Annotated in this window: 23 protein-coding genes; 1 reads left to right on the forward strand and 22 read right to left on the reverse strand. The window is 73.6% G+C overall.

From position 1 onward, the window contains the following. Positions 1–11: 11 nt before the first annotated feature. From rpe to carA, 21 genes are all read right to left on the reverse strand, one after another. Entirely contained in the window at positions 12–665 is a 654-nt protein-coding gene (gene rpe / locus ABD091_RS00210; RefSeq protein WP_343915088.1) for a ribulose-phosphate 3-epimerase, read from the reverse strand. Between the two features lie 10 nt (positions 666–675). Next, the gene (locus ABD091_RS00215) at positions 676–1,059 is read right to left on the reverse strand and encodes a cupin domain-containing protein (RefSeq protein WP_343915089.1); all 384 of its coding nucleotides are present in this window, start codon (positions 1,057–1,059) and stop codon (positions 676–678) included. Continuing rightward, entirely contained in the window at positions 1,056–2,018 is a 963-nt protein-coding gene (gene ligD / locus ABD091_RS00220) for a non-homologous end-joining DNA ligase (RefSeq protein WP_343915090.1), read from the reverse strand. The genes ABD091_RS00215 and ligD overlap by 4 nt, the downstream gene beginning before the upstream one ends. A 19-nt stretch (positions 2,019–2,037) precedes the next feature. Next, complete coding sequence (locus tag ABD091_RS00225; RefSeq protein WP_343915091.1) at positions 2,038–3,267, reverse strand: hypothetical protein; 1,230 nt, start codon at positions 3,265–3,267, stop codon at positions 2,038–2,040. 101 nt (positions 3,268–3,368) lie between these two features. After that, the gene (locus tag ABD091_RS00230) at positions 3,369–4,652 is read right to left on the reverse strand and encodes an RsmB/NOP family class I SAM-dependent RNA methyltransferase (RefSeq protein ID WP_343915092.1); all 1,284 of its coding nucleotides are present in this window, start codon (positions 4,650–4,652) and stop codon (positions 3,369–3,371) included. A gap of 22 nt (positions 4,653–4,674) precedes the next feature. Then, positions 4,675–6,210: an OFA family MFS transporter gene (locus ABD091_RS00235; RefSeq protein WP_343915093.1), complete on the reverse strand. Its 1,536-nt coding sequence runs from the start codon at positions 6,208–6,210 to the stop codon at positions 4,675–4,677. Between the two features lie 91 nt (positions 6,211–6,301). Then, positions 6,302–7,228 carry a methionyl-tRNA formyltransferase gene (gene fmt / locus ABD091_RS00240; protein ID WP_343915094.1) on the reverse strand — a complete coding sequence of 309 codons (927 nt, stop codon included), beginning with the start codon at positions 7,226–7,228 and terminating at the stop codon, positions 6,302–6,304. Beyond that, positions 7,228–7,773, reverse strand: coding sequence for a peptide deformylase (gene def / locus ABD091_RS00245; protein ID WP_343915095.1), 546 nt, complete (start codon positions 7,771–7,773; stop codon positions 7,228–7,230). Before def ends, fmt begins: the two co-directional genes overlap by 1 nt. Before the next feature lie 11 nt (positions 7,774–7,784). Next, a complete protein-coding gene (locus ABD091_RS00250) occupies positions 7,785–9,809 on the reverse strand; it encodes a primosomal protein N' (protein WP_343915096.1) in 2,025 nt (674 codons plus the stop codon). A gap of 43 nt (positions 9,810–9,852) precedes the next feature. Further along, positions 9,853–11,055, reverse strand: a complete 1,203-nt coding sequence (gene metK, locus ABD091_RS00255) for a methionine adenosyltransferase (RefSeq protein ID WP_343915097.1) — start codon at positions 11,053–11,055, stop codon at positions 9,853–9,855. Between the two features lie 55 nt (positions 11,056–11,110). Beyond that, entirely contained in the window at positions 11,111–12,328 is a 1,218-nt protein-coding gene (gene coaBC / locus ABD091_RS00260; RefSeq protein WP_343915098.1) for a bifunctional phosphopantothenoylcysteine decarboxylase/phosphopantothenate--cysteine ligase CoaBC, read from the reverse strand. A gap of 24 nt (positions 12,329–12,352) precedes the next feature. Beyond that, the gene (rpoZ, locus tag ABD091_RS00265) at positions 12,353–12,679 is read right to left on the reverse strand and encodes a DNA-directed RNA polymerase subunit omega (protein WP_343915099.1); all 327 of its coding nucleotides are present in this window, start codon (positions 12,677–12,679) and stop codon (positions 12,353–12,355) included. Between the two features lie 46 nt (positions 12,680–12,725). After that, a complete protein-coding gene (gene gmk, locus ABD091_RS00270) occupies positions 12,726–13,328 on the reverse strand; it encodes a guanylate kinase (RefSeq protein WP_343915100.1) in 603 nt (200 codons plus the stop codon). Continuing rightward, on the reverse strand, positions 13,321–13,647 hold the full coding sequence (mihF, locus tag ABD091_RS00275; protein ID WP_343915101.1) for an integration host factor, actinobacterial type: 327 nt from the start codon (positions 13,645–13,647) through the stop codon (positions 13,321–13,323). The genes gmk and mihF overlap by 8 nt, the downstream gene beginning before the upstream one ends. Before the next feature lie 110 nt (positions 13,648–13,757). Next, positions 13,758–14,204 (reverse strand): hypothetical protein, encoded by a 447-nt coding sequence (locus ABD091_RS00280; protein ID WP_343915102.1) that lies wholly within the window; start codon positions 14,202–14,204, stop codon positions 13,758–13,760. Beyond that, a complete protein-coding gene (gene pyrF / locus ABD091_RS00285; protein ID WP_343915103.1) occupies positions 14,201–15,043 on the reverse strand; it encodes an orotidine-5'-phosphate decarboxylase in 843 nt (280 codons plus the stop codon). Before pyrF ends, ABD091_RS00280 begins: the two co-directional genes overlap by 4 nt. Next, the gene (locus ABD091_RS00290) at positions 15,040–15,876 is read right to left on the reverse strand and encodes a nitronate monooxygenase (RefSeq protein ID WP_343915104.1); all 837 of its coding nucleotides are present in this window, start codon (positions 15,874–15,876) and stop codon (positions 15,040–15,042) included. Before ABD091_RS00290 ends, pyrF begins: the two co-directional genes overlap by 4 nt. Further along, entirely contained in the window at positions 15,873–16,691 is an 819-nt protein-coding gene (locus tag ABD091_RS00295; RefSeq protein ID WP_343915105.1) for an iron-sulfur cluster-binding protein, read from the reverse strand. Before ABD091_RS00295 ends, ABD091_RS00290 begins: the two co-directional genes overlap by 4 nt. Then, positions 16,688–17,725: a quinone-dependent dihydroorotate dehydrogenase gene (locus ABD091_RS00300; RefSeq protein ID WP_343915106.1), complete on the reverse strand. Its 1,038-nt coding sequence runs from the start codon at positions 17,723–17,725 to the stop codon at positions 16,688–16,690. The genes ABD091_RS00295 and ABD091_RS00300 overlap by 4 nt, the downstream gene beginning before the upstream one ends. Beyond that, the gene (gene carB, locus ABD091_RS00305) at positions 17,722–21,048 is read right to left on the reverse strand and encodes a carbamoyl-phosphate synthase large subunit (protein WP_343915107.1); all 3,327 of its coding nucleotides are present in this window, start codon (positions 21,046–21,048) and stop codon (positions 17,722–17,724) included. The genes ABD091_RS00300 and carB overlap by 4 nt, the downstream gene beginning before the upstream one ends. Then, positions 21,048–22,181: a glutamine-hydrolyzing carbamoyl-phosphate synthase small subunit gene (gene carA / locus ABD091_RS00310; RefSeq protein WP_343915108.1), complete on the reverse strand. Its 1,134-nt coding sequence runs from the start codon at positions 22,179–22,181 to the stop codon at positions 21,048–21,050. The genes carB and carA overlap by 1 nt, the downstream gene beginning before the upstream one ends. A gap of 198 nt (positions 22,182–22,379) precedes the next feature. Between carA and ABD091_RS00315 the strand changes: the two genes are divergently transcribed. Further along, positions 22,380–23,045, forward strand: coding sequence for a DUF3060 domain-containing protein (locus tag ABD091_RS00315; RefSeq protein ID WP_343915109.1), 666 nt, complete (start codon positions 22,380–22,382; stop codon positions 23,043–23,045). A 7-nt stretch (positions 23,046–23,052) separates the two neighbouring features. On the opposite strand, the gene ABD091_RS00320 is transcribed toward ABD091_RS00315, so the two are convergent. Continuing rightward, positions 23,053–24,669 carry an ABC-F family ATP-binding cassette domain-containing protein gene (locus tag ABD091_RS00320; protein ID WP_343915110.1) on the reverse strand — a complete coding sequence of 539 codons (1,617 nt, stop codon included), beginning with the start codon at positions 24,667–24,669 and terminating at the stop codon, positions 23,053–23,055. Positions 24,670–24,713: the final 44 nt, after the last annotated feature.

The following is a 24,713-nucleotide window of genomic DNA, read 5'->3' on the forward strand; positions in this document are numbered from 1 at the left end:
ACAGCCGCAGGTCAGGAGATGGCGGCCTCGCGGAGGGAGGCGACCATCGCGTCGGGGTCGTCCGCGCCGAAGACCGCCGAGCCCGCGACGAACACGTCGGCGCCGGCCTCGGCGCAGCGCCCGATCGTCTCGAGCGAGACGCCTCCGTCGACCTGGAGCCAGGTCTCGACCCCGTGCCGGTCCATCAGCTCGCGGGTGCGCCGGATCTTCGGCAGCACCAGGTCGAGGAACTTCTGGCCGCCGAAGCCGGGCTCGACGGTCATCAGCAGCACCATGTCGAGCTCGGCGAGCAGGTCCTCGTAGGGCTCGATCGGCGTGGCCGGCTTGAGCGCCATCGAGGCACGGGCGCCCTGCCCGCGGATCTCGCGCGCGAGCCGGACCGGCGCGCGGCAGGCCTCCACGTGGAAGGTGACCGATCCGCACCCGGCCTCGACGTAGGTGAGGGCCTCCCGGTCGGGGTCCTCGATCATCAGGTGGGCGTCCAGAGGGACGTCGGTCGAACGGGCGAGGGCCTCGACCATCGTGGGGCCGAAGGTCAGGTTGGGCACGAAGTGGTTGTCCATGACGTCGACGTGGACCCAGTCGGCACCGGGGATCCTGCCCACCTCCGCCCCGAGGGCTGCGAAGTCGGCGTTGAGGATGCTGGGGGTGATCTGGACGGCCACGGCGACGATCCTAGGAGTCGTCCGGATCGTCGAGCAGCGAGGTGTCGTGGTCGGCGGTCAGGTCGCCGCCCGTGTCACCGGTGTTGACCACGCCGGTCGGCTCGATGAGCATCGCGCATACCTCGCCGTCGGCCACGGGGCAGTGCTCGACCCCGCGCGGTACGACGAACAACTGTCCGGGTCCGAGGGTCACGTCGCCGTCACGGAGCTGGATCGTCAACCGTCCCTCGACGACGAGGAACAGCTCGTCGGTGTCCTCGTGGCGGTGCCAGACGAACTCGCCCTTGACCTTCACGAGCTTGACCTCGTAGTCGTTGAGGCGGGCCACGACCTTCGGCGACCAGTGCTCGGAGAACAACGAGAGCTTCTCGCCGATGTCGACGGGTCGGTTCACGGCTGCTCCTCGGGGTCGGCGGGAGGCTCGGCCCCGGCCGCCTCGTCACGGTCGGCCCACTCGATCAGCGGGGCGATGTCGAAGACGTCGCGGTCGATGCCTGCGTGGAGGTCTCCCAGCTCGGCGAAGCGACGGGGCACGGTGGAGATCGTGAAGTCGCGGGGGTCGCAGTCGTCGACCTCGTCCCAGCGGACCGGGGTGCTGACCCGGGCGTCGGGGACGCCGCGCACGGAGTAGGCCGCCGCGATCGTGTGGTCGCGGGCGTTCTGGTTGTAGTCGACGAAGAGGTGGTGGGGGTCGCGGTCCTTGCGCCACCAGGTCGTCGTCACGTCGTCGGGAGCACGCCGCTCGACCTCGCGCGCGAAGGCCAGCGCGGCGCGGCGTACGACCTTGTGGCCGTGATCGGGACGGATCCTGACGTAGACGTGGAGGCCCTTGCCGCCGCTGGTCTTGGGATAGCCCACGGCACCCAGCTCGTCGAGCACCTCGTGGACGACCCCCGCGACCCGCTTGACCTGGGCGAAGTCCGACAGCGGCCCCGGGTCGAGGTCGATGCGCCACTCGTCGGGGGACTCCGGGTCCTCGCGACGGCTGTTCCAGGGGTGGAACTCGACCGTCGACATCTGCACCGCCCACACGACCGCTCCCAGCTCGGTCACGCAGAGCTCGTCGGCGGTGCGGTTCCAGCGCGGGAAGTGCAGGCGCACGGTCTCCACCCAGGGCGGGGCACCGGCCGGGAGCCGCTTCTGGTGGACCTTGTCGCCGGCGAGGCCCTTCGGGAACCGGTGGAGCATGCACGGACGCTCGAAGAGGGCGTTCACGATCCCGTCGCCCACCGCGAGGTAGTAGTAGACCAGGTCGAGCTTGGTCGCACCGGACTCGGGGAAGTAGACCCGGTCGGGGTTGGTGACCTTGATGACGCGGTCGTCCACCTCGACCTCGGTGAACGGCGACGCCATGACGCCAACCTAGTCGACGTCAGGGCGTCGAGGTCGGCTCCGTCGTCGTGGGCTCCGTCGTCGTGGGCTCCGTCGGCGTGGACTCCGCCGTCGGCGGGGAGCTCGGTTCGTCCGTGGGACTGGTGACCTCCGCCGGCGGCGGTGTCGCGGCGGCCGAGCTGTCGGGGGCCGGGGCGGACGTCGCCGTCGGCGCGCTCGGCGGGACGGGTGCGGACGGGGGCTGCGCCGGGTCCGGGGACGAGGTGGGTCCGCCGCTCGGCGCCGGGGTGAGGACCGCGATGGTGACCTCCGGTGAGGCGTGCGCGTCGGCCCAGGGTCGCTCGGCGAACCACCACCGGTAGTCGGTGTCCACCGTCGGGGTGACCCGGGCGCTCACGGTGCCGTCGCTCCCCGGGGACACCGGGTCGCTGACGTCGTGGAACCCGGACTCCCCCGCGCGTCGGGCCTGCAGCACGAGGGGGGCGTCGACGACACCCCGGGCGTCCAGGGTCGTGCCGGAGATCGTGACCTCGCCCCCACGCCGGACCTCCGTGTCCGACACCGTGATCGTCGTGGTCACGTCGGAGCCCTCGAGGTCGTAGGTGGTGACCGAGCCCGGCGCGCCGACGCGGACGTCGTCGAGGAACTGTCGACTGCCGTCGCACCCGAGGCCCGCGAGGAGGTAGCCCGGCCCGTCACCGTGGAGCGCTGCGAAGTCGGGGGCCGTGGCCTCCCCCGCGTCCTCGAGCACGACGCCGCTCTCGGAGTCGACACGGCTCCAGGCGTAGGTCGAGTCGCCGGGCTCGACCGTGCGCCAGCCGCCGGGGGCGGCCGTGAGGTCGGCACGGCCGACCCACACCTCGCCCTGCTCGAGGGTGGCCGTCGCGTACCAGACCCAGGCGACCCCGGCAGAGCCGTCGGGGGTCCGGACCGAGAGCCCCTGGCGGGAGGTCGCGATCGACTCGACACGACTCACGGGGCCGGTCGCCCCGCCGACGTCGGAGTCCTGGAGCGCCAGGGCCCGCCGTCCGAGCGGCGCGCCGTCGTCGAGCACCACCTCGACGGAGGGCCGGGACGGTCCGACGTGGAAGAGGCTCTCGCAGCCGAAGTGGGCGAGATAGGTGGAGGAGCCCGGGAAGGCGGTGCCGGGGACGACGACGATCGCATCGGCCTGGGCGGTCGATCCCCACCCCGGCAGCACGAGCCCGAGGGCCAGCGCGAGCGCGGGCGCGGCGCGCCCCAGGATGCGGTTGCCCATGAGCCGGTTCACGGTCCTCCTCCCCCTGCGGCCCGATCCGGTGCCGCAGGCCCATTCAACGTCGGCGACCTTGGGGAAATCCAGAGGCATGACGGAATCGTCACCACTTCTGGTCACCACCGGGTCAGCACGGACCAGCTCATGGCGTCGGTGCCGTGCTCGTGCGGCCAGAGCTGCCGCGTCTCGCCCCGCCGGACGTCGTCGCGCCCCTCGAGCACGCCCTCGACCACCTCGACGGTCTCCGCGAGCACCGGCGAGCAGGTGGCGTAGACGACGACGCCGCCGGGCCGCACCAGCTCGAGCGCCCGGGTGAGGAGTGCCCGCTGGAGCGGCACGAGCTCGTCGAGGTCCGTGGGCTGCTTGCGCCAGCGTGCCTCGGGCCGGCGGCGCAGCGCCCCCAGCCCGGAGCAGGGCGCGTCGACCAGCACCCGGTCGAAGGTCGCCGGAGCCCACGGCCCCTCCCGCCCGTCGTAGGAGGTCACCTCGGGGGCGCCCGGGACCACGCGGAGCGAGCGCCGCACCAGGTCGGCGCGGTGGGGCTGCGGCTCGTTGGCGGTCAGGGTGGCGCCTCGCTCGTGGGCGAGCGCCCCGAGCAGCGCGGCCTTCCCGCCGGGGCCCGCGCAGAGGTCGAGCCACCGCTCGTCCCGGCCCTCGACGGAGGCCCCCGCCACGGCGAGCGCGACCAGCTGGGATCCCTCGTCCTGCACGCCCGCGCGGCCCTCGGCCACCGCGGGCACCGCACCCGGGTCGCCGCCGGCCAGCCGGACGCCGTAGGGCGAGAACGAGGTCGGCTCGCCGGGGAGCTCGTCGCGGGTCGCCAGGCCCGGCCGCGCCACCAGGACGACCGCGGGTGCGTCGTTGTCGGCCGCCAGCAGCACCGGCAGCTCCTCGGCCCGCTCGTCTCCGAGCGCGCGGGCGAGCTCCTCGACGACCCACCGGGGGTGGCTGTGCACCACGGCCAGGTGCCCCACGGGATCGGTCGCGGGGTCCGGGGCGACCTCGTCGAGCCAGCCGTCGAGGTCGCGGGTGGAGACCTTCCTCAGGACGGCGTTGACCAGTCCGCCCGACCGCGGGCCGGTCCGGGCCCGGGCGAGGTCGACGCTCGTCGACACGGCGGCGTGGTCGCCGACCCGCATGGCCAGCAGCTGGTGGACGCCGAGCCGCACCACGTCGCGCACCCGGGGCTGGACCTTGCCGGTCAGGCAGGCGTCGATGACGGCGTCCCACGTCGCCCGGCGCCGCAGCGTGCCGGACGCGAGCTCGGTCGCGAACGCGGCGTCGCGGCCGGACAGAGCGTGGGCGCGCAGCTGCTGCGGCAGCACGAGGTTGGCGTAGGCGTCCTCCGTGCGCACCGCGCGCAGCACGTCGTAGGCCGCGAGTCGGGCGGGGTCCGGCATGCGGAGGAGGCTATCGATCCCTTCAGAAGAGCTTCAGCGCGGTGGTGAGGGTCTCGAAGACGCCGTAGACCAGCAGCACCGAGACGACTCCCCACGAGAGCACGAGCCGGACCCCGGTCGTCGACGGCGCGTGGTCCTCGGCGGTGCGGGCGCCGGCGGCGTCGGCCTTGGTGCGTGCCTCCACCTCGCTGGTGTCGGCGTGGTGGCGCGGGTCGACCGGGCGGATGAGCAGGTTGGCGACGAACCCGACCGCCAGCACGCCGGCCATCGTGAACAGGGCGGGCCGGTAGGCCTCGGCGGTCAGCTCACCCACACCGCCCGCGCGGTCGAGGAAGCCGTTGATGATGAGCGGACCCGCGACACCCGCGGCCGACCAGGCGGTCAGCAGCCGACCGTGGATCGCCCCGACCTGGAAGACCCCGAACAGGTCGCGGAGGTAGGCCGGCACCGTGGCGAAGCCACCGCCGTAGAAGGAGATGATGATCGCGGCCAGCAGCACGAAGACCGCCGTGGCGGTCGAGCCGGTGAGGGCGAGCAGGACGTAGAGCACGATCCCGACGCCGAGGTAGATCATGTAGGTCGGCTTGCGCCCGATGTAGTCCGACGTGCTCGACCAGACGAACCGACCGGCCATGTTGAACAGCGACAGCAGGCCCACGAAGCCGCCCGCGGCCGCCACGGTCACCGTCGACGTGCCGCTGCTGTCGCGGAAGAAGTCCTGGATCATCCCGGCGGCCTGCTCGAGGATGCCGATGCCGGCGGTGACGTTGCAGAACAGCACGACCCACAGCAGCCAGAACTGCGGCGTACGGATCGCCTGGTCGGCCGCGACGTCCTTGTCGGTCGTCATCGGCTTCCTGTCGGCCGTGCTGGGGTCGAAGCCCTCGGGCTTCCAGCCCGGCGCGGGGACCCGGATGTTGGCGACGCCGATCATCATGATCAGGAAGTAGAGGACGCCGAGGCAGACGAAGAGCCCCGTCAGCGCGGTGCCGTCGGCCAGCGAGGCCGGGTCGGACGGGTCGTAGCCGGAGTCGAAAAAGCTCATCAGCTGGCGGGAGGCCGGCGAGGCGACCATCGCGCCGCCACCGAAGCCCATGATGGCCATGCCGGTGGCCAGGCCCGGCCGGTCGGGGAACCACTTGATGAGGGTCGAGACCGGGGAGATGTAACCGATGCCGAGCCCGATGCCACCCAGCACGCCGTAGCCGAGGTAGAGCAGCCACAGCTGGGAGGTGGCGATGCCGAGCGCGCCCACCATGAACCCGGCGGCCCAGAAGCACGCCGCGGTGAACATCGCCCGTCGTGGTCCGACCCGGTCGACCCAGGTGCCGAGCACCGCCGCCGCGAGACCGAGCATCACGATCGCGACCGAGAACACGATGCCGATCGCCGTCAGCGAGGTGTCGAAGTGCTCGACCATCGAGTTCTTGTAGACGCTCGTCGCGTAGACCTGCCCGATGCACAGGTGGATCGCGAGCGCCGCCGGTGGGATCAGCCACCGGTTGTAGCTGGTGGGGGCGACGGTGTGCTCGCGGTCGAGCACGCTCAGCATGGCCATGGGTGGGTCCTCCCGAGTAGACCAAGGTTCAACGAAACCTCGGTCACCCTAGCCGACCTGTGAGCCGGGTCACCTCACCCGGTCAGGGGCCTCAGCCCAGCCGGGTCCCCTCCGCGAGGCGTACGCCGCGCGCCCAGTCGGCCGCCGGCATCTCCTTCTTGCCGAACGCCTTGACCCGGCCGAGGCGGACGGGTGCGGTGGCGGTGCCGACGTGGACGGCGTTCTTCGAGACGGCCAGCACGCCCGGCTCGAGCCGCTCGTGGCCCGGGTCGGGGACGACCGGCCCGACCTTGAGCCGCTGACCGTCGAGGGTCGACCACGCGCCGGGTCCCGGGGTGCAGGCACGCACCCGCCGGTCGACGGCCGCGGCGGGCTCCCGCCAGTCGATCTCGGCGTCCTCGACCGTGATCTTCGGCGCCAGTGAGACTCCCTCGGCCTGCTGCGCGCGCGCCTCGAGGCTGCCGTCGGCGAGACCGTCGAGGGTGGCGACCAGCAGCCCGGCGCCGCCCTCGGCGAGCCGGCCCAGCAGGTCGCCGGCCGTGTCGGTGTCACGGATGCGCTCGGTCATCACGCCGAACACGGGACCCGCGTCGAGCTCGCGGACGATCCGGAAGGTCGTCGCCCCCGTCACCTCGTCACCGGCCCAGAGGGCGTGCTGGACGGGCGCGGCACCGCGCCAGGCCGGGAGGACGGAGAAGTGGAGGTTGACCCACCCGTGGCCCGGGATGTCGAGGGCAGACGGGGGCAGCAGCGCGCCGTAGGCGACCACGGGGCAGCAGTCGGGTGCGAGGTCGCGCAACGCCGCCTGGAAGTCCGGGTCGCGCGGGTGGTCGGGCTTGAGCACCGGGACACCGAGCTCCTCGCCGCGCAGCGCGACCGGGCTCGCCACCAGGCGCCGGCCCCGGCCGGCCGGTGCGTCAGGACGCGTGACGACACCGACGAGCTCGTGGTCGCTGGTGGCGATCGCGTCGAGGGCGGGCAGCGCGACCTCGGGGGTCCCGGCGAAGACGACCCGCATCAGATCTGGAACCCGTTCATCGGGTGGGGGCTGACCTTGACCGTCGGCCGCTCCAGCCCGAACCACTCCGAGTCGCGGATCGCCTTCATCGCCTGCTTGCGGGTGTCGGTGTCGAGCCGGTCGACGAACAGCACGCCGTCGAGGTGGTCGGTCTCGTGCTGGATCGCACGGGCCAGCAGGTCGCTGCCGTGGATGGTCACCGGCTCGCCGTACATGTCGAAGCCGTTGGCGACCACCGAGAGGGCGCGCAGGCACTCGAAGGTCAGCTCCGGGATCGACAGGCAGCCCTCGGCGCCGTCCTGCTGCTCCTCGGAGAGCTCGAGCGTCGGGTTGACCAGGTGGCCGAGCTCGCCGTCGACGTGCCAGGTGAAGACCCGGAGACCGACCCCGATCTGGGGTGCGGCGAGGCCCGCGCCGGGCGCCGCGACCATGGTGTCGGTGAGGTCGGCCACGAGCCTGCGCAGCTCACGGTCGAAATCGGTCACCTCGGACGCGCGCTGCCTCAGGACCGGGTCGCCGAAGAGACGGATGGGTTGGATCGCCACGGCAGGCGAGTCTAGAGAGTCGGCGGGTCGACCTGGACCCGGACCGGGTCGAGCTTGCGGGCCGAACGCACTCGCTGGAGCTCGCCGAGGGCGCGGCTGAGCCGCGCACCGGCGGCGCGAGGCACCCGGAGGACGACGCGCACACCCTCCTCGTGGGGCACCGGGCCGAGCACCTCGGCCCCCTCCGGGAGGTCGAGCAGCGTGAGCACGTCGTCGACGGCTCCGGCAGGGCCGGAGACGGTGGCGATCCGCGACGCCGGGGGCAGGTGGGCCGCTGCACGCTCGTGGGCCTCCCGCTCGGCGAAGCCGGCGGGGTCCCAGCGCACCAGGGCCTGGAGCGCGGGCTGCTCCGGCTGGCCCACCGCCACGACCCGGCCACCGGGCCGGACCAGGGCGGCGGCGCCCAACCAACGACGCAGGGCCTCCTCCCCCGCGCGCAGGTCGGACCGGGCGAGCGGCTGCCAGGTGTCGAGGAGGAGCACGGCGGCGTAGCCGCCGTCGGCCACCGGTTCGGCGCCGGGGGTGGCCACCACGATCGCCGGCGCCGGTCCCACGCCGTCGCGCACGTGGTCGCCGGCCGAGGCCAGCACCGGCACGCCGGGGAAGGACCGGCCGAGCTCCTCGGCGGTGCGCGACTCCCCCACCACCGGGGCGCGCAGACCACGGTGACCGCACTCGCCGCACGCCCACCCGGGCGCCGCGTCCCCGCACCAGCGGCACGCGGGGGGCTCGGTCGGGCCGGAGAGCTGGAGCGGGCCCGAGCACCGCTCGCAGCGGGCGGGTGTCCGGCATCGCTCGCAGGCGAGGCCCGGGGCGTAGCCGCTGCGGGGCGTCTGGACGAGCACGGGGCCGGGCGGGTCGCCGGCGAGGGCGGCTCGCACGGCGTCGTGGGCCGCTCGTGGCACGCGCGCCCCGTGGTCACGGACGGCAGGGTCGACCACCTGGACCGCCACCCGGTCGCGGAGCACCTCGCGGGGCGGCGCGATCTCGCGGGCCCACCCCGTGCGGACCAGCCCGAGCGCCTCCACCGAGCGGCCGTGGGCGCCCAGCAGCGCCGCGGCGCCTGCCTGCTCGGCCCGGAGGAGCAGCACCTCGCGGGCGTGGGGGTAGGGAGCGCGGGGCTCGGCGAGCAGGTCGTCGCCGTCGTCCCAGAGCGCGACCAGCCCGAGGTCGTGGACGGGGGCGAAGGCAGCGGCGCGGGTGCCGAGGACCACCCGCCGACTGCCGCGGGACACCGCGAGGAAGTCGCGGTAGCGGGCCGCCGGCCCGGCGTCGGCCGCCAACGTGACGTGGTGGCCTTCCCCCATCACCGCGGTGAGCGCAGCGTCGACCCGCCTGAGGTCGCGCCGGTCGGGGACGACGAGCAACGCGCCGCGCCCGCTCGCCCGGGTGTGGGCCGCGGCGTGGGCGAGGGCGCGCGGCCAGTCGGTGGCGGGGGCCACCGTCCAGACGGCTCGCGGCGAGCCCCCGGCCGCCAGGTGGGACAGGAACGCGTCGGCGTGGTCGTGACCGGCCCAGGCCTCGGCCGCCGCGCCGGCGTCGGGCCCGGGCGGCTCGTCGGGCTCCGGGCTCGGCTTCGCCTCGGTCGTCGCGTGGCGCGGCGGCACGGCCAGCCGCAGCACGTCGGCGCGGCTCCCGGCGTAGCGCTCAGCGACCGCGGCGGCCACGCGCGCGACCTCGACGCTGAGCACGGGCTCGGGACTGACGACCCGTCGCAACGGGGCGAGCCGGCCCTCGTGGTCGGAGGCCCCCGCACGCTCGACCACGAAGCCGTCGACGTCCTGGCCCGCGAACCGGACCTTCACGCGAGCGCCGGGCACCGCCGTGTCGGCATGGGGCTCGGGGACGAGGTAGTCGAAGGGCCGGTCGAGGTGGGCCAGCGGGAGGTCGACCAGCACGCGGGCCACCGGGTCGGTGGCCGCCGGTTGCACCTCGGCCCGCTTGCGGGCCCGCGTCGCCGCGGCCTTCGCCCGCGAGTCGGCCACCGAGGCCCGCAGGCCGGGCAGCATCTCGGGCTCGGGGTCGGCAGCAGGCATGGGGTGTGTCTACCAGCGGTCGCCGACGGTGCCGGCCGGCGCGTCAGAGCCCGGCGGCGGCCTTCAGGTCGGCGGCGCGGTCGGTGCGCTCCCAGGTGAACTCCGGGAGCTCGCGGCCGAAGTGGCCGTAGGCCGAGGTCGCGGCGTAGATCGGCCGGAGCAGGTCGAGGTCGCGGATGATCGCGGCGGGACGCAGGTCGAAGCACTTCAGGACGGCCTGCTGGATGTCCTCGTCGGGGATCACGCCGGTGCCGAAGGTCTGGATGAACACGCCGACGGGCGCGGCCTTGCCGATGGCGTAGGCGACCTGGGCCTCGCAGCGGCGCGCGAGACCGGACGCCACCACGTTCTTGGCCACCCAGCGCATCGCGTAGGCCGCGGAACGATCGACCTTCGACGGGTCCTTGCCCGAGAAGGCGCCGCCGCCGTGGCGGGCCATGCCGCCGTAGGTGTCGACGATGATCTTGCGGCCGGTCACGCCTGCGTCGCCCATCGGCCCGCCGACCACGAACTTGCCGGTCGGGTTGACCAGCAGCCGGTAGCCCTCGTTCGGGAGGTCGAAGCCGTCGAGGACGGCGTCGATCACGTGCTTCTTGATGTCACCCTCGAGCGTCGCGTGGTCGATCTCCTCCGCGTGCTGGGTCGAGAGCACCACGGTGTCGATCCGGACGGGACGGTCCTCGGCGTCGTACTCGATCGTGACCTGGGTCTTGCCGTCGGGCCGCAGGTAGGCGAGCGTGCCGTCCTTGCGGACCTCCGTCAGCCGCTGGGAGAGGCGCTGGGCGATCATGATCGGCAGCGGCATCAGCTCGGGGGTGTCGTCGGAGGCGTAGCCGAACATCAGTCCCTGGTCGCCCGCGCCCCGCTTGTCGAGCTCGTCCTCGGAGGAGCCGATCCGCGCCTCGTGGCCGTCGTCGACACCCGCGGCGATGTCCACGCTCTGGCCGCCGATCGCGACCTGGACGCCGCAGCTCGCGCCGTCGAAGCCCTTCTCGGAGGAGTCGTAGCCGATCTCGAGGATCGCCTGGCGCACGAGCTCGGCGACCGGGGCGTAGGCGTTGGTGCGGACCTCGCCCGCGACGACCACCAGGCCGGTCGTCAACAGGGTCTCGACCGCCGTGCGGAGGTTGGCCCGGTCGGGGTCGTGCTCCATGAGGTAGTCGAGGACCGTGTCGCTGATCCGGTCGGCGATCTTGTCGGGGTGACCCTCGGTCACCGACTCCGACGTGAAGAGGCGTCCAGGCACGTGCAGCTCACTCTCTGTCCCGGGAGGATTCGCGCCAACCCTAGCCCCCGGCCGTTCAGCGGTTCAGACGTGCCGCCACGTGGTCCCAGATCACGTGGGCGAGGTCGGCCTTGGTGCCGCGCGGGACCTCGGTGGCGCTCCCGTCGGACCCGAGGACGACGGCCTGGTTGTCGGGGCTGCCGAACACGGCACCCCCGCTCACGTCGTTGACCACGAGCAGGTCGCAGCCCTTGCGCGCGAGCTTGGCGCGCGCGTGGTCGAGCACCGAGCCGGCGTCGTCACCCGTCTCGGCGGCGAACCCCACCACCACCGAGTCGGCGCGGCCGCGTTCGCGGGAGATCTCGGCGAGGACGTCGGGGTTCTGGACCAGGTCGATCGTGGGGGCCGTGCCGTCGTCGGCCTTCTTGATCTTGGAGTCGCTGACGTCGACCGGCCGGAAGTCGGCGGGCGCGGCGGCCATCACGACCGCGTCGGCGGCCGCGGCGGCGGAGACGACGGCGTCGCGCAGCTCGGAGGTCGTGCCGACCCGCACGACCTTGACGCCGGCCGGGTCGGGCAGCGTGACGTTGGCGCTCACGAGCGTGACCTCGGCACCCCGGGCGACCGCGGCCCGCGCCAGGGCGTAGCCCTGCAGGCCCGAGGAACGGTTGCCGAGGAAGCGCACCGGGTCGAGCGGCTCGCGGGTGCCGCCCGCCGACACGACGACATGACGGCCCCGGAGGTCGTCGACGTCGCTGCCGCGGGCGAGCACCTGGCGGCAGGCCTCGAAGATCTCGACCGGCTCGGGCAGGCGACCCTTCCCGGTGTCGACGCCGGTGAGGCGTCCCTCGGCGGGCTCGAGGACGAGGACGCCCCGCTCGCGGAGCGTGGCGACGTTGGCGACCGTCGCCGGGTGCTCCCACATCTCGGTGTGCATGGCCGGGGCCATCACGACCGGGCAACGCGCGGTGAGGAGGGTGCTGGTCAGCAGGTCGTCGGCGCGGCCGTGGGCGGCGCGGGCCAGCAGGTCGGCGGTCGCCGGGGCGACGACGACCAGGTCGGCCGACTGGCCCAGGCGGACGTGGGGCACCTCGTGGACGTCGTCCCAGACCCCGGTGTGCACCGGCTTGCCCGAGAGGGCCGACCAGGTGGCGGCGCCGACGAAGTTCAGCGCCGCCTCGGTGGGCACGACCGTGACGTCGTGCCCGGACTCCGTGAGCGCCCGCAGCAGCTCGCAGGCCTTGTAGGCCGCGATGCCGCCGGCGACGCCGAGGACGACGCGCGGGCTGCTCATCGGGGTGCTCGTGGTCCTAGCAGGTCACTCGCCGGGGGTGTCGACCTCGAGGGCGGCCTTGCGGGCCTCCTCCTCCGCGGCCAGCTCGGCCGGGTCGACGTCCTCGCAGGTGAGCAGGTCCTCGTTGATCTCGCGCAGCGCGATGGAGAGCGGCTTCTCCTGCACGTGGGTGTCGACGAGCGGGCCGACGTACTCGAGCAGACCCTCGCCGAGCTGGGAGTAGTAGGCGTTGATCTGCCGCGCGCGCTTGGCGCTGTAGAGGACCAGCTGGTACTTGCTGTCGGTCTTGGTGAGCAGCTCGTCGATGGGCGGGTTGGTCACGCCCTCGGCGGCGATGTTCGGTGCAGACACGCGGGAGGCCTCGCTGGGTGGTGGTGGGTGGTCGCGGCCGAGCCGGTCAGGAGTCGGTGGACTCCTCGGGGCCGCTGACCTGGTCAGTCATCAAGGCTACCAACTCCTCCGCGGCGGCGTGAACTTCGTGGTTGACGATGGTCACGTCGAACTCCTCCTCGGCGGCGAGCTCGTCGAGCGCCGTCTCGAGGCGACGGGCCTGCTCCTCGGCCGACTCGGTGCCGCGGCCGGTGAGGCGGCGGACGAGCTCCTCCCACGAGGGCGGCTTGAGGAAGACGAACAGCGCCTCGGGCATCGTCTCGCGGACCTGCCGCGCCCCCTGGAGGTCGATCTCGAGGAGCGCAGGGCGACCGTCGTCGAGCATGGTGTCGACCGCGCGGCGCGGCGTGCCGTAGCGCGCCGCCTTGTGGACCACGGCCCACTCGAGCAGCTCGCCCGCGCCGATCATCCGGTCGAAGTCCGCATCGGAGACGAACCAGTAGTGGACGCCGTCGACCTCCCCGGGACGCGGCGGCCGGGTGGTGGCCGAGACGGAGATCCAGACCTCGGGGTGTCGTTCGCGGATGTCGGCCGCCACCGTGCCCTTGCCGACCGCGGTGGGTCCGGCGAGGACGACGAGGCGCGACCGGCGGGCAGCCGCGTCAGGCATCCGAGGCGGTGCCGAACTCGCGCTCGAGCGCGGCGACCTGCTTGGCGCCGAGTCCGCGGACGCGGCGGCTCTCGGCGATGCCGAGCCGCTCCATGACCTGGCGCGCGCGCACCTTGCCGAGACCGGGCATCGCCTGGAGCAGGTCGAGCACCCGCATCTTGCCGATGACCTCGTTGGTCTCCCCCTCGTGGAGCACGTCGGCGATCGAGGCGCCCGCGTGCTTCAGCCGGTTCTTCACCTCGGCCCGCTCCCGCCGGGAGGCGGCCGCCTTCTCGAGTGCGGCTGCACGCTGTTCGGGAGTGAGTGGAGGCAGTGCCACGGGTCTTGTCGTTCCTTCTCGGCCGGCGCTGGGGGTGCGGGACGTTCAGGGACGCAATCTAGTCACCCGCGCTGACCTGCTGCAATGCAGGCGCCCGCCCAGCCGTCCCCTCACCGGAACAACGGTGTGTTGCAGACGTCGACCGCCTGCTGCTTCACCCCGTCGTACGCCGCCACGACCTCCGGTCGCGTGAGCGCGTCGGCCGCCTCGGCGATCGACCGCTGCTGGGCCCCGGTGACGGAGGCCGGCGGGTCGCCCGCGTCGTAGTCACCGGGGTCGACGTCGGCCTCGACCAGCGCCTCGTCGAGGCCCTCGAGCGCCTCGATGAGCAGCGTCCAGTCGTCGGCCACGTCGCGCGGCGCCTGGCCGGAGAGCTCACGGAAGACGGGCAGCGCCCGCAACAGGGCATCGGGCCGCTCCTCGGCGAGGATGCCGCTGAGCCGCTCCTGCTGGTCCCGGACGCTCGAGCAGTAGTCGGCGCGCACGTCCTCGGGGCTGTTGCTGCACCCGGCGAGCGCGAGCAGGAGCACGAGAGCGCTACCCGCAGGACGCCTCACGCGAGGGCCTCGGCGAGCTCGTCGTTGGCACGCCGGACAGCGTCGGTCATGGCGGCCCGGTCGGGGCCCAGACGCAGCACGGCACGGCTCGAGCTGGCCAGCACGTGGCGCGCCGATCCGCCGAAGATCCGGGCGATGTCGGCCGGGCCGCCGCCCTGCTCGCCGTAGCCGGGCGCGAGGAGCGGGCCGTGGATGGCGAGGTCCTCGGCGGGGTCGGCGATCGTCGCACCGACGACGGCACCGAAGGAGCCGAGCGGGTCGGCGCCCGCGTTGAGGCCGCGCAGCCGGTCGAGGACGAGGCCGGCGACGCTGGCGCCGTCGTCGGTGGTGGCGTGCTGGACCTCTGGCCCCTCCTTGTTGGAGGTGAGGGCCAGCACGAACACGCCGGCGCCGTGGCGCCGGGCGGTGTCGACCATCGGGTCGAGCGAGCCGAACCCGAGGAAGGGGCTGGCGGTGATCGCGTCCGCCGCGAGCGGCGAGGCCGGGTCGAGGTAGGCGTCGGCGTAGGCCTGGGAGGTGGAGCCGATGTCGCCACGCTTGACGTCGAGCAGCACCTGGGCCCCGGCCGCACGCGACTCGGCGATCACCCGCTCGAGCACGGCGACCCCGCGGCTGCCGTGGCGCTCGTAGAACGCCGACTGCGGCTTGACCACCGAGCAGTGGGGGGCGACGGCCTCCACGACGGTCATCGCGAAGGTCTCGAGCCCGGCCGCGTCATCGGTGAGGCCCCAGTCGCGGAGCAGCGCGCCGTGGGGGTCGATGCCGACGCAGAACTGGCCGCGGTCGGCCATCGCCGCCTGGACGCGCGCGCCGAAGCTGACGGGACTCGTGGCGGTCATGCCTCATCCTCTCCTGCCACCGGGGCGGCCAGGGCGCCGACGAGCCGGTGGGCGGTCGTGGGGTCGTGCAGCAGTGCGGTGCCGATCTGGACGGCGGTGGCGCCGAGCTCGAGCACCGTGGTGACGTCGTCGACGGTCGCGAGTCCGCCGCACGCCACGACGGTCGCGTCGGGGAGCGCGGCCCGCACCTCGGTGAGGCAGCGCACGGCCAGCGGCCTCACGGCGGGTCCGCTCAGCCCGGCGTCGCGGCCGTCGGGCATCGCCGCCGGCAGGGCGTTCCCGACGACGACCGCGTCCGCCCCGGCCTCGAGCACGGCGCGGGCCGTCTCCGCGACGCGAACCGGGTCGGGTCGCACCTTGGCGAGCACCGGGACGCCGCGCGGGAGGTCGCGATGGACCGCGGCGACGACCGACGCGGCGTGGAAGGGCTCGCGGGCGTCGAACACGCTGCTCGCGGCGGCGTCGGGCGGCGACAGGTTGACCTCGACCCCGGCGATGCCCGGGGTGCGGCCCAGCCGTCGCGCGATCTCGGCGTACTCCCCCAACGTGCGGCCGACCACGGACACGAAGGTGGTCACGCCCTGCTGGAGCAGCCACGGCAGCTCGAGGGCGAGGAACTGGTCGACGCCCGGGTTGTGGAGGTCGACGGCGTGGGCCAGGCCGGACGGCGTCTCGACGATCCGCGGCTGATGACCGCCGGCGCGCGGGGCGAGCGTGATCGAGCGGGTGACGAAGCCGCCCAGCTCCGCCGGGTCGCCGTACGCCGCCAGCTCGCGTCCGGTGCCGCCGCACCCGGACGCCACCATGACGGGGTTGGCCAGTGCCAGGCTCATGCCTCACCGCCGTCCCACACGACGCGGTCGCCGCGGAGGACCGGGCCTTCCGTGCACGATCGCACGAGCCGGGTGTGGCCGCCCTCGCCGGCGACCGGCACCGTGCAGCCGTGGCAGAGACCGGTGGCGCAGGCCATGGGGCGTTCGAGCGCGACCTGGCTCCAGGCGCCTGCTCGCTCGGCGGCCGCCGCGGCAGCGTGGAGGACCTCGTCGGGTCCAGCGGCGTAGACGACCGCGGCCCCTGCCCGCTCGAGCGTCTCGTCGAGCACGTCGGCGACGCTCCCCCGCTGGCCGACCGAGCCGTCGGCGGTCACGACCGTGACGGCCCGGGCCGAGCGGCGCGCCTCGAGCGCCGACAGCAGGTGGGCCTCGTCGGGGGCGACGAGCACCATCGTGATCGCGCAGCCCCGCTCGCGGAGCCGTTCGGCGAGCGGGAAGAGCGGACCGGCGGCGTAGCCCTCGCCGACGAGGACGCAGGCCACCGGCTCCTTCGGCAGCGAGAACGGCCGACCCAGCGGGCCGATCACGTCGAGCCGGGTGCCGGCCGGCTGCGAGACCAGCCAGCGGGTGCCGGGCCCGCGCTCCTCGACGACCAGCTCGAGCGTCGCGCCGTAGCCGCCGGTCGGGCGGACGCGGTGGATCCACAGCGGGCGGCGTGCCAGCCGCTCGGCGCCGGTCGACACGGCGACGAAGGTGCCCGGGCGGAACCGCTCGGGGACGCCGCGGGCGACGACGGTGAGGTGGTGGTGGGCACCGATCCGCTTCGTCGCCAGCAGCTCGCCGGTGACGTGGAGGGGCCCCCGCTCCTCGGTCATCCGGAAGCGACCCCGCGCAGGATCCGTCGTGGCCACAGCGGTCCCTCGTAGACGAAGGCGCTGTAGCCCTGGAGCAGGGTGGCGCCGGCCGCGAGCCGGGCGCGGGCGTCGTCGACGGTCGTGATGCCGCCGACCCCGACCAGGGTCAGGTCGGGGCCGACCCGGTCGCGCAGCAGCCGCATGACCTGCTCCGCCCGAGCGGTCAGCGGACGGCCCGACAGTCCGCCGGCCCCGATCGCCTCGACCTCCGCCGGACTGCTGGTCAGGCCCTCGCGGGAGATCGTGGTGTTGGTCGCGGTGATCCCGTCGAGCCCGAGCTGCTTCGCGAGGTCGGCGACGGCCAGCACGTCCTCGTCGGCGAGGTCCGGGGCGATCTTGACCAGCAGCGGCACCCGCCGCGCGGTCGTCGCGTCGGCCTCGGCACGCACGGCGTCGAGCAGCGGGCCGAGTCGCTCGACCGACTGGAGGCTGCGCAACCCCGGGGTGTTCGGCGAGGAGACGTTGACGACCAGGTAGTCGGCGTAGGGGGCGAGCAGCCGGGTGCTGAGCCGGTAGTCGTCCTCGACGGCCGCCTGGTCGTCCTCGGGGACGACCTTGGTCTTGCCGATGTTGACCCCGAGGACCGGCGTGTGGCGGTGGCGCCGGGATCGCCACGCAGCGAGCCTCTGCGACACCACGGCGGCGCCGTCGTTGTTGAAGCCCATGCGGTTGACCACCGCGCCGTCGGCGGGGAGCCGGAAGAGCCGTGGCTGCGGGTTGCCGGGCTGGGGGCGGCCCGTCACGGTGCCGACCTCGACGTGGCCGAAGCCGAGCCCCGCGAGGCCGTCGACGCCGACCGCGTTCTTGTCGAACCCCGCCGCCAGGCCGAGCACGTTCGGGAACGCCAGCCCCATCGCGCGGACCGGTCCGCCGGGCAGGGCGAGCCGGCTCGAGACCGGCGCCGCCGCCCGGACGGCGCGGAACCCGAGGTGGTGCGCCTTCTCGGGTTCGACCCGCGTGAAGGCGTGGCGGAACAGTGCGTCGTAGGCCGTCACCGCTGCCCCGTGTGCTGCGCCCACTCCTGCAGGGAGCAGACCTCGAGGTCGTCGGCCCGCATCGCCTCGATCCCCTGCACCGCAGCACCGAGCCCCTGCACCGTCGTGATGCACGGGATGTTGGCGAGCACCGCGGAGGTGCGGATCTCGTAGCCGTCGGTACGGGCCGAGGCGCCGCTGGAGCCGGCCGGGGTGTTGACGACCATGTCGATCTCGCCGTCGGCGATCAGCTGCACCGTCGTCGGCTCCCCGCCGGGTCCGGTGCCCTCGAAGTGCTTGCGCACCACCCGGGCGTCGACGCCGTTGCGGCGCAGCACCTCCGCGGTGCCCTGGGTCGCGAGGATCTCGAAGCCGAGGTCGGCCAGCCGCTTGATCGGGAAGATCATCGTCCGCTTGTCGCGGTTGGCCATCGAGGCGAACACCCGGCCGCTGGTCGGTAGCGCGCCGTAGGCCGCGGCCTGCGACTTGGCGAACGCGCGACCGAAGTCGGCGTCGAAGCCCATCACCTCGCCGGTCGAGCGCATCTCCGGCCCCAGCACGGTGTCGACGGTCTGGCCGTCGGGCGTCTTGAAGCGGTTGAAGGGCATCACCGCCTCCTTGACCGCGATCGGCGAGTCGGGCGGCAGGTCTCCCCCGTCGCCCTCGGCCGCCAGCACGCCCTCGGCGCGCAGCGACGCGATCGACTCGCCCATCATCACGCGGGCGGCCGCCTTCGCCAGCGGCACGGCCGTGGCCTTCGAGACGAACGGCACGGTGCGGGAGGCGCGCGGGTTGGCCTCGAGCACGTAGAGCACGTCGGAGCCGAGTGCGAACTGGATGTTGATCAGGCCGCGTACGCCGACGCCGCGGGCGATCGCCTCGGTGGCCTCGCGGATCCGGCCGATCTCGGCGTCGCCGAGGGTGATCGGCGGCAGGGCGCACGACGAGTCGCCGGAGTGGATGCCGGCCTCCTCGATGTGCTCCATCACGCCGCCGAGGTAGAGCTCGCGGCCGTCGTAGAGCGCGTCGACGTCGATCTCGACGGCGTCGTCGATGAACCGGTCGACCAGCACCGGGTGCTCGGGGCTGATCGCGGTGGCGCGGTCGATGTAGCCCTCGAGCGCCTCGTCGTCGTAGACGATCTCCATGCCGCGGCCGCCGAGGACGTAGGACGGCCGGACGAGGACCGGGTAGCCGATCTCGGCCGCGATCGCCTGGGCCTCGTCGAAGGAGGAGGCCATGCCGTGCTTGGGCGCGGGCAGCCCGGCCTCGGTCAGGACCCGGCCGAAGGCGCCTCGCTCCTCGGCGAGGTGGATCGCCTCGGGCGTCGTGCCGACGATCGGGACCCCCGCGTCGGCCAGGCCCTGCGCCAGGCCGAGCGGCGTCTGTCCGCCGAGCTGGCAGATGACGCCGGCGATCGGGCCGGCCGCCTGCTCGGCGTGCACGATCTCGAGCACGTCCTCCAGCGTCAGCGGCTCGAAGTAGAGCCGGTCGGAGGTGTCGTAGTCGGTCGAGACCGTCTCGGGGTTGCAGTTGACCATGATCGTCTCGAAGCCGGCGCCGCCGTCGGCCTGGCCGAGCGCGAGCGAGGCGTGGACGCAGGAGTAGTCGAACTCGATCCCCTGGCCTATCCGGTTGGGCCCCGACCCGAGGATCACCACGGCCGGCGTCTCGCGCGGCTGGACCTCCGTCTCCTCGTCGTAGGAGGAGTAGTGGTAGGGCGTCGCGGCGGCGAACTCGGCCGCGCAGGTGTCGACCGTCTTGTAGACCGGGCGGATGCCGAGCGCGTGGCGCACCCCGCGCACGACCGGCTCGGCCAGGTTGCGCATCCGACCGAGCTGGGCGTCGGAGAAGCCGTGGCGCTTGGCGCGACGCAGCAGGTCGGGGGTCAGCTCCGGAGCCTCGATGACGTCCTGGGCGATCTCGTTGACCAGGCAGAGCTGGTCGACGAACCACGGGTCGATGCCGGTGGCGTCGTGGACCTCCTGCGGCGTCGCCCCGGCGCGGATCGCGTCCATGACGACGCGCAGCCGACCGTCGTGGGGCGTGCCGGCCTCGGCCAGCAGCGTCGGCTTGTCGAGGTCGACGTGGCGGTGGCTCCAGTCGAACGGCGCGTCGGGGCTCTCCAGCGACCGCAGCGCCTTCTGGAGCGCCTCGGTGAAGCTGCGCCCGATCGCCATCGCCTCTCCCACCGACTTCATGTGGGTCGTGAGGACCGGGTCGGCGCCGGGGAACTTCTCGAAGGCGAACCGCGGCACCTTGACCACGACGTAGTCGAGCGTCGGCTCGAAGCTGGCCGGGGTGGTCAGCCCGCCGGGTCGCGTGGTGATGTCGTTGGGGATCTCGTCGAGCGTGTAGCCGATCGCCACCTTGGCCGCGATCTTGGCGATCGGGAAGCCGGTCGCCTTCGACGCGAGGGCGCTGGAGCGCGAGACCCGGGGGTTCATCTCGATGACGACGACGCGGCCGTCGTCGGGGTTGACCGCGAACTGGATGTTGCAGCCGCCGGTGTCGACGCCGACCGAGCGGATGATGCCGATCGAGAGGTCGCGGAGGTGCTGGTACTCGCGATCGGTGAGGGTCATGGCCGGCGCGACGGTGATCGAGTCACCGGTGTGGACGCCCATCGGGTCGAGGTTCTCGATGGAGCAGACGATGACGACGTTGTCGGCCTGGTCGCGCATCACCTCCAGCTCGTACTCCTTCCAGCCGATGATCGACTCCTCGAGGAGGACCTCGCTGGTCGGGGACGCCGCGAGACCGCCGCCGCCGATGCGGCGCAGGTCGGCCTCGTCGTAGGCCATGCCGGAACCGGAGCCGCCCATCGTGAAGGAGGGCCGCACGACCGTCGGGTAGCCGAGGTGCTCCGCACCGGCGATGAGATCGTCCATGGTGTGGCAGATGTAGGAGCGGGCGACCTCGCCGCCGAGCTCCTCGACGATCTTCTTGAAGGACTCACGGTTCTCGCCGCGGTTGATCGCGTCGATGCTCGCACCGATCAGCTCGACACCGTACTTCTCGAGCACCCCGCGCTCGTCGAGCTTCATCGCGGTGTTGAGGGCGGTCTGTCCGCCGAGCGTGGCGAGCAGCGCGTCGGGGCGCTCCTTCGCGATCACCCGCTCGACGAACTCGGGGGTGATCGGCTCGACGTAGGTCGCGTCGGCGAACTCCGGGTCGGTCATGATCGTCGCCGGGTTGGAGTTGACCAGGATGACCCGCAGGCCCTCCTGGCGCAGCACCCGGCAGGCCTGGGTGCCGGAGTAGTCGAACTCGCAGGCCTGGCCGATGACGATCGGGCCGGAACCGATGACGAGGACGGACTGGATGTCGGTGCGCTTCGGCATCAGCGACCACCTTCCATGAGCTCGCAGAAGCGGTCGAAGAGGTAGGCGGCGTCGTGCGGGCCGGCCGCCGCCTCCGGGTGGTACTGGACGCTGAAGGCCAGCAGCCGCTCGCCCTCACGCAGCTCCAGGCCCTCCACGACGTTGTCGTTGAGGCAGACGTGGGAGACTCGCGCCTCGCCGTAGGGCGTGGCGACCGGCGCGTCGAGGGCCGTGTCGCCCGGCCACTCGACGGCGAAGCCGTGGTTGTGGGCGGTGACCTCGACCTTGCCGGTGGTGCGGTCGATGACCGGCTGGTTGATGCCGCGGTGGCCGTAGGTCAGCTTGTAGGTGCCGAGGCCGAGCGCGCGACCGAAGAGCTGGTTGCCGAAGCAGATCCCGAAGTAGGGGATGCCGGCCTCGAGGGCCCCCCGGAGCAGCTCGACCTGACCGGTCGTGGCCGCCGGGTCGCCCGGCCCGTTGGAGAAGAAGAGCCCGTCGGGACCGACGGCCTGCACGTCCTCGAGTGAGGCGGTGGCCGGGAGCACGTGCACCTCGATGCCGCGCTCGGCCATCATCCGCGGGGTGTTGGCCTTGAGGCCGAGGTCGAGGGCGGCGACGGTGAACCGCTTCTCCCCCACCGCCGGCACGACGTAGGCCCCGGCGGTGGAGACCGCCTCGGACAGGTTGGCGCCGGCCATCCCGTCCTGCTCGCGCACGCGGAGCAGCAGCGCCTCGGGGTCGGTCTCGGTCGTGGAGATGCCGACGCGCATCGCGCCGCGCTCGCGCAGGTGGCGGGTGAGGGCGCGGGTGTCGACGCCGCTGATGCCGACGACCCCCTGCTCACGCAGCGCGTCGTCGAGGCTGCGGCGGGAGCGCCAGCTCGAGGGGATCCGGGCGGGATCGCGCACGACGTAGCCGCTGACCCAGATCCGCGAGGACTCGGGGTCCTCGTCGTTCATGCCGGTGTTGCCGACGTGGGGGGCGGTCATGACGACGACCTGGCGGTGGTAGCTCGGGTCGGTCAGCGTCTCCTGGTAGCCGGTCATGCCGGTGGAGAAGACCGCTTCGCCGAAGGTCTCGCCCTCGGCGCCGTAGGAGTCGCCGCGGAAGGTGCGGCCGTCCTCCAGGACTAGAAGTGCGGGGGCAGGTGTCACCTGCGTCCAACCTCCTTCTCCGCCTCACGGGACGGATCGTTAAAGGATGTTCGATCGGGCCCGACCCTACCAGCGGCCGGGACCATTCTCCGCACGGTCTCGCCGTGGCCCCACCGGCGTGATGCACCTCGCGTTGAGGTTCCGTACCCGCAGTACGTACTGTGGGTATGTAGTTGCTGGCGACCGGGAGGAAACCCCATGCCCTGCACGACCGACCGACCCGGCCGGGTCTGGCTGACCGGCGCCCTCGCGGGCGCCGCTGTGGGCGGCCTGCTCGCCGTCGTGGCCGTCGTCTCCTCGCCTGCGCAGGCCGTCGGCGGGATCCCCACTCCGTGTGACGACAACGTGACGCTGCGCCTCGACGACGTCACCTACGACCTCCAGGGCACCTGCGGGACGGTCCGCGTGGAGGCCGACGACACGGTCGTCAACCTGCCGGCCACCCAGAAGCTGGTGGTCCTCGGGCACGGCAACACCGTGCACGGCAAGACCATCGACCAGCTCGTCGTGAAGGGCCGCGGCCAGCGGGTCGAGGCCGCCAGTGTCCGCGACGCCGACGTGGCCTCGAAGCACAGCACGGTCGCGGTGGACGGCCTCGTCGAGGAGCTCCTGCTCGCCCGTCGCGGCTCCACGGTCACCGCCGACCAGGTGACCGACGCCGTCGTGCGCGGCCGCGGTCATGCGCTCCACGCCCGGCGCGGCTACGACGCCCGCGTGCCCGGCGACGCGAACCGGGTCCGCTACCGGCGCCTCGACGCGGTCGCCGTCGGCGGCGACGACAACCGCGTCGTCGTGCGGCGGGGCGCCACGCAGGTCCGCGACGCGGGCTCGCACAACGCGATCCGCGTCCACCGGCGCGGCTGACCCGGCCTCACGACGGCGGGAGCAGCCGCAGCTCCCGCCCGTCCCACCGGCGACGCAACCACCGGTCGTGGGAGGCGACGACGACGGTGCCGGCGCTGCGACCCAGCGCCTCCTCCAGCTCCCCGGCCAGCGTGAGCGAGAGGTGGTTGGTCGGCTCGTCGAGCAGCAGCAGGTCCGGACCCGTCGCGACCGCGAGTGCGAGCCCGAGGCGCCGACGCTGGCCGACGGACAACCGACCGACCGGGGTCCGCAGGTCCCGTGGGTGCAGCAGCCCGAGCGAGCGCAGTGGCGTGTCCGCCGCCGTCTCCTCCCCGACCCGTCGGCGATAGGTCGTGGCGGCGTCGAGACGCGGGTCGGCGAAGACCACGTCCTGCTCGAGCTCGGCCACACGGCGTGCAGCCACGAGCGCCGAGCCGCGGTCAGGACGGACGCGGCCCGACAGCGTGCCGAGCAGGGTCGACTTCCCCACGCCGTTGGCCCCGGTCACCAGCAGGTGCTCGCCCGCGGTCACGTCCAGACGGGGCAGGCGAAGGCGCCCTCGCACCTCGAGGTCCCGGGCGATGACGACGCGACCGGTCCCCGATCCCTGCGTGAGCGCGCCGTCGAAGCGCAGCGGGGCCGGTGGCTTGCGGACCTGCTCCCGCTCGGCCGCGTCGAGCCGCCGTTCCGCCTGCCGCTTGCGGCGCGCGACCGTCTGCTCGACCCGGGCGCCCTTGAACGCGTGGATGAAGCGGTCGTTGTCCCGCGGCGCACGCCCGTGGGCGACCGCGGACGAGCCGATCCGGGTCGCCGCGCGCAACCGCTCCAGCTCCTCCTGCTGGTTCTCCCACGTCTCCTCCCAGCGGCGCCTGGCCTCCTGGCGGTGCTGCTCGTAGGCCGACCAGCCGCCCCCGAAGCGGCGGCCGCCACGACCGTCGGTGCCGAGGACGGAGGGGTCGAGGTCGACCAGGTCGGTCGCGACGTCGTCGAGCAGCACCCGGTCGTGGCTGGCGAGCAGCACCACCCCCGGCAGCTCCCGCAGGAACCCCGCCAGGACCTCGACGGCGTCGTCGTCGAGGTGGTTGGTCGGCTCGTCGAGCAGCAGGCAGGTCGGCCGTGTGGTCATGATCGTGGCGAGCGCGAGCCGGGTGCGCTCGCCGCCGGACAGCGACCCGACCCGACGGTCGGGAGCCACACCGCCCAGCCCCAGCCGCTCGGCGGCCAGGAGGGCGCGCCTGTCGGCGTCCCACGCGTCGTGGGCCACCGCCCACTCCAGCCGCGCGGCGTACTCCTCCCCCGCCTCGGGCAGGTCGGCGGCGAGCCGCTCGACGTCGGCCGCGGCCGTCCGCAACGGCGCGAGGGTGGCGTCCAGCACCTCCCTGACCGTGAGGTGGTCCCGGAACGGCGGCTCCTGCCCGAGGAGCACGAGGTCCGGTGGTGCCGTCACGCTCCCCCCGAGCCGGGCGCGCGCCGGCAGCCGCCCTGCGGCGGCACGCAGCAGGGTGGACTTGCCGACCCCGTTCTCCCCCACCAGGCCGATCCGGCGCCCGGGCTGGGCGATCAGGTCGATGCCGGAGAGGACGGTGCGGTCGGGGAACGAGACGGAGACGTCGGTGAGGACGAGGGGCTGCAGCGGGGAGGTCATGGGATGCCTGTCGACGGAGGGGTCGTGACCCGCCGGGCAGGGGC

It is taken from the genome of Nocardioides aestuarii, from assembly GCF_039527245.1.
In the GTDB taxonomy this organism is placed as follows: domain Bacteria; phylum Actinomycetota; class Actinomycetes; order Propionibacteriales; family Nocardioidaceae; genus Nocardioides; species Nocardioides aestuarii.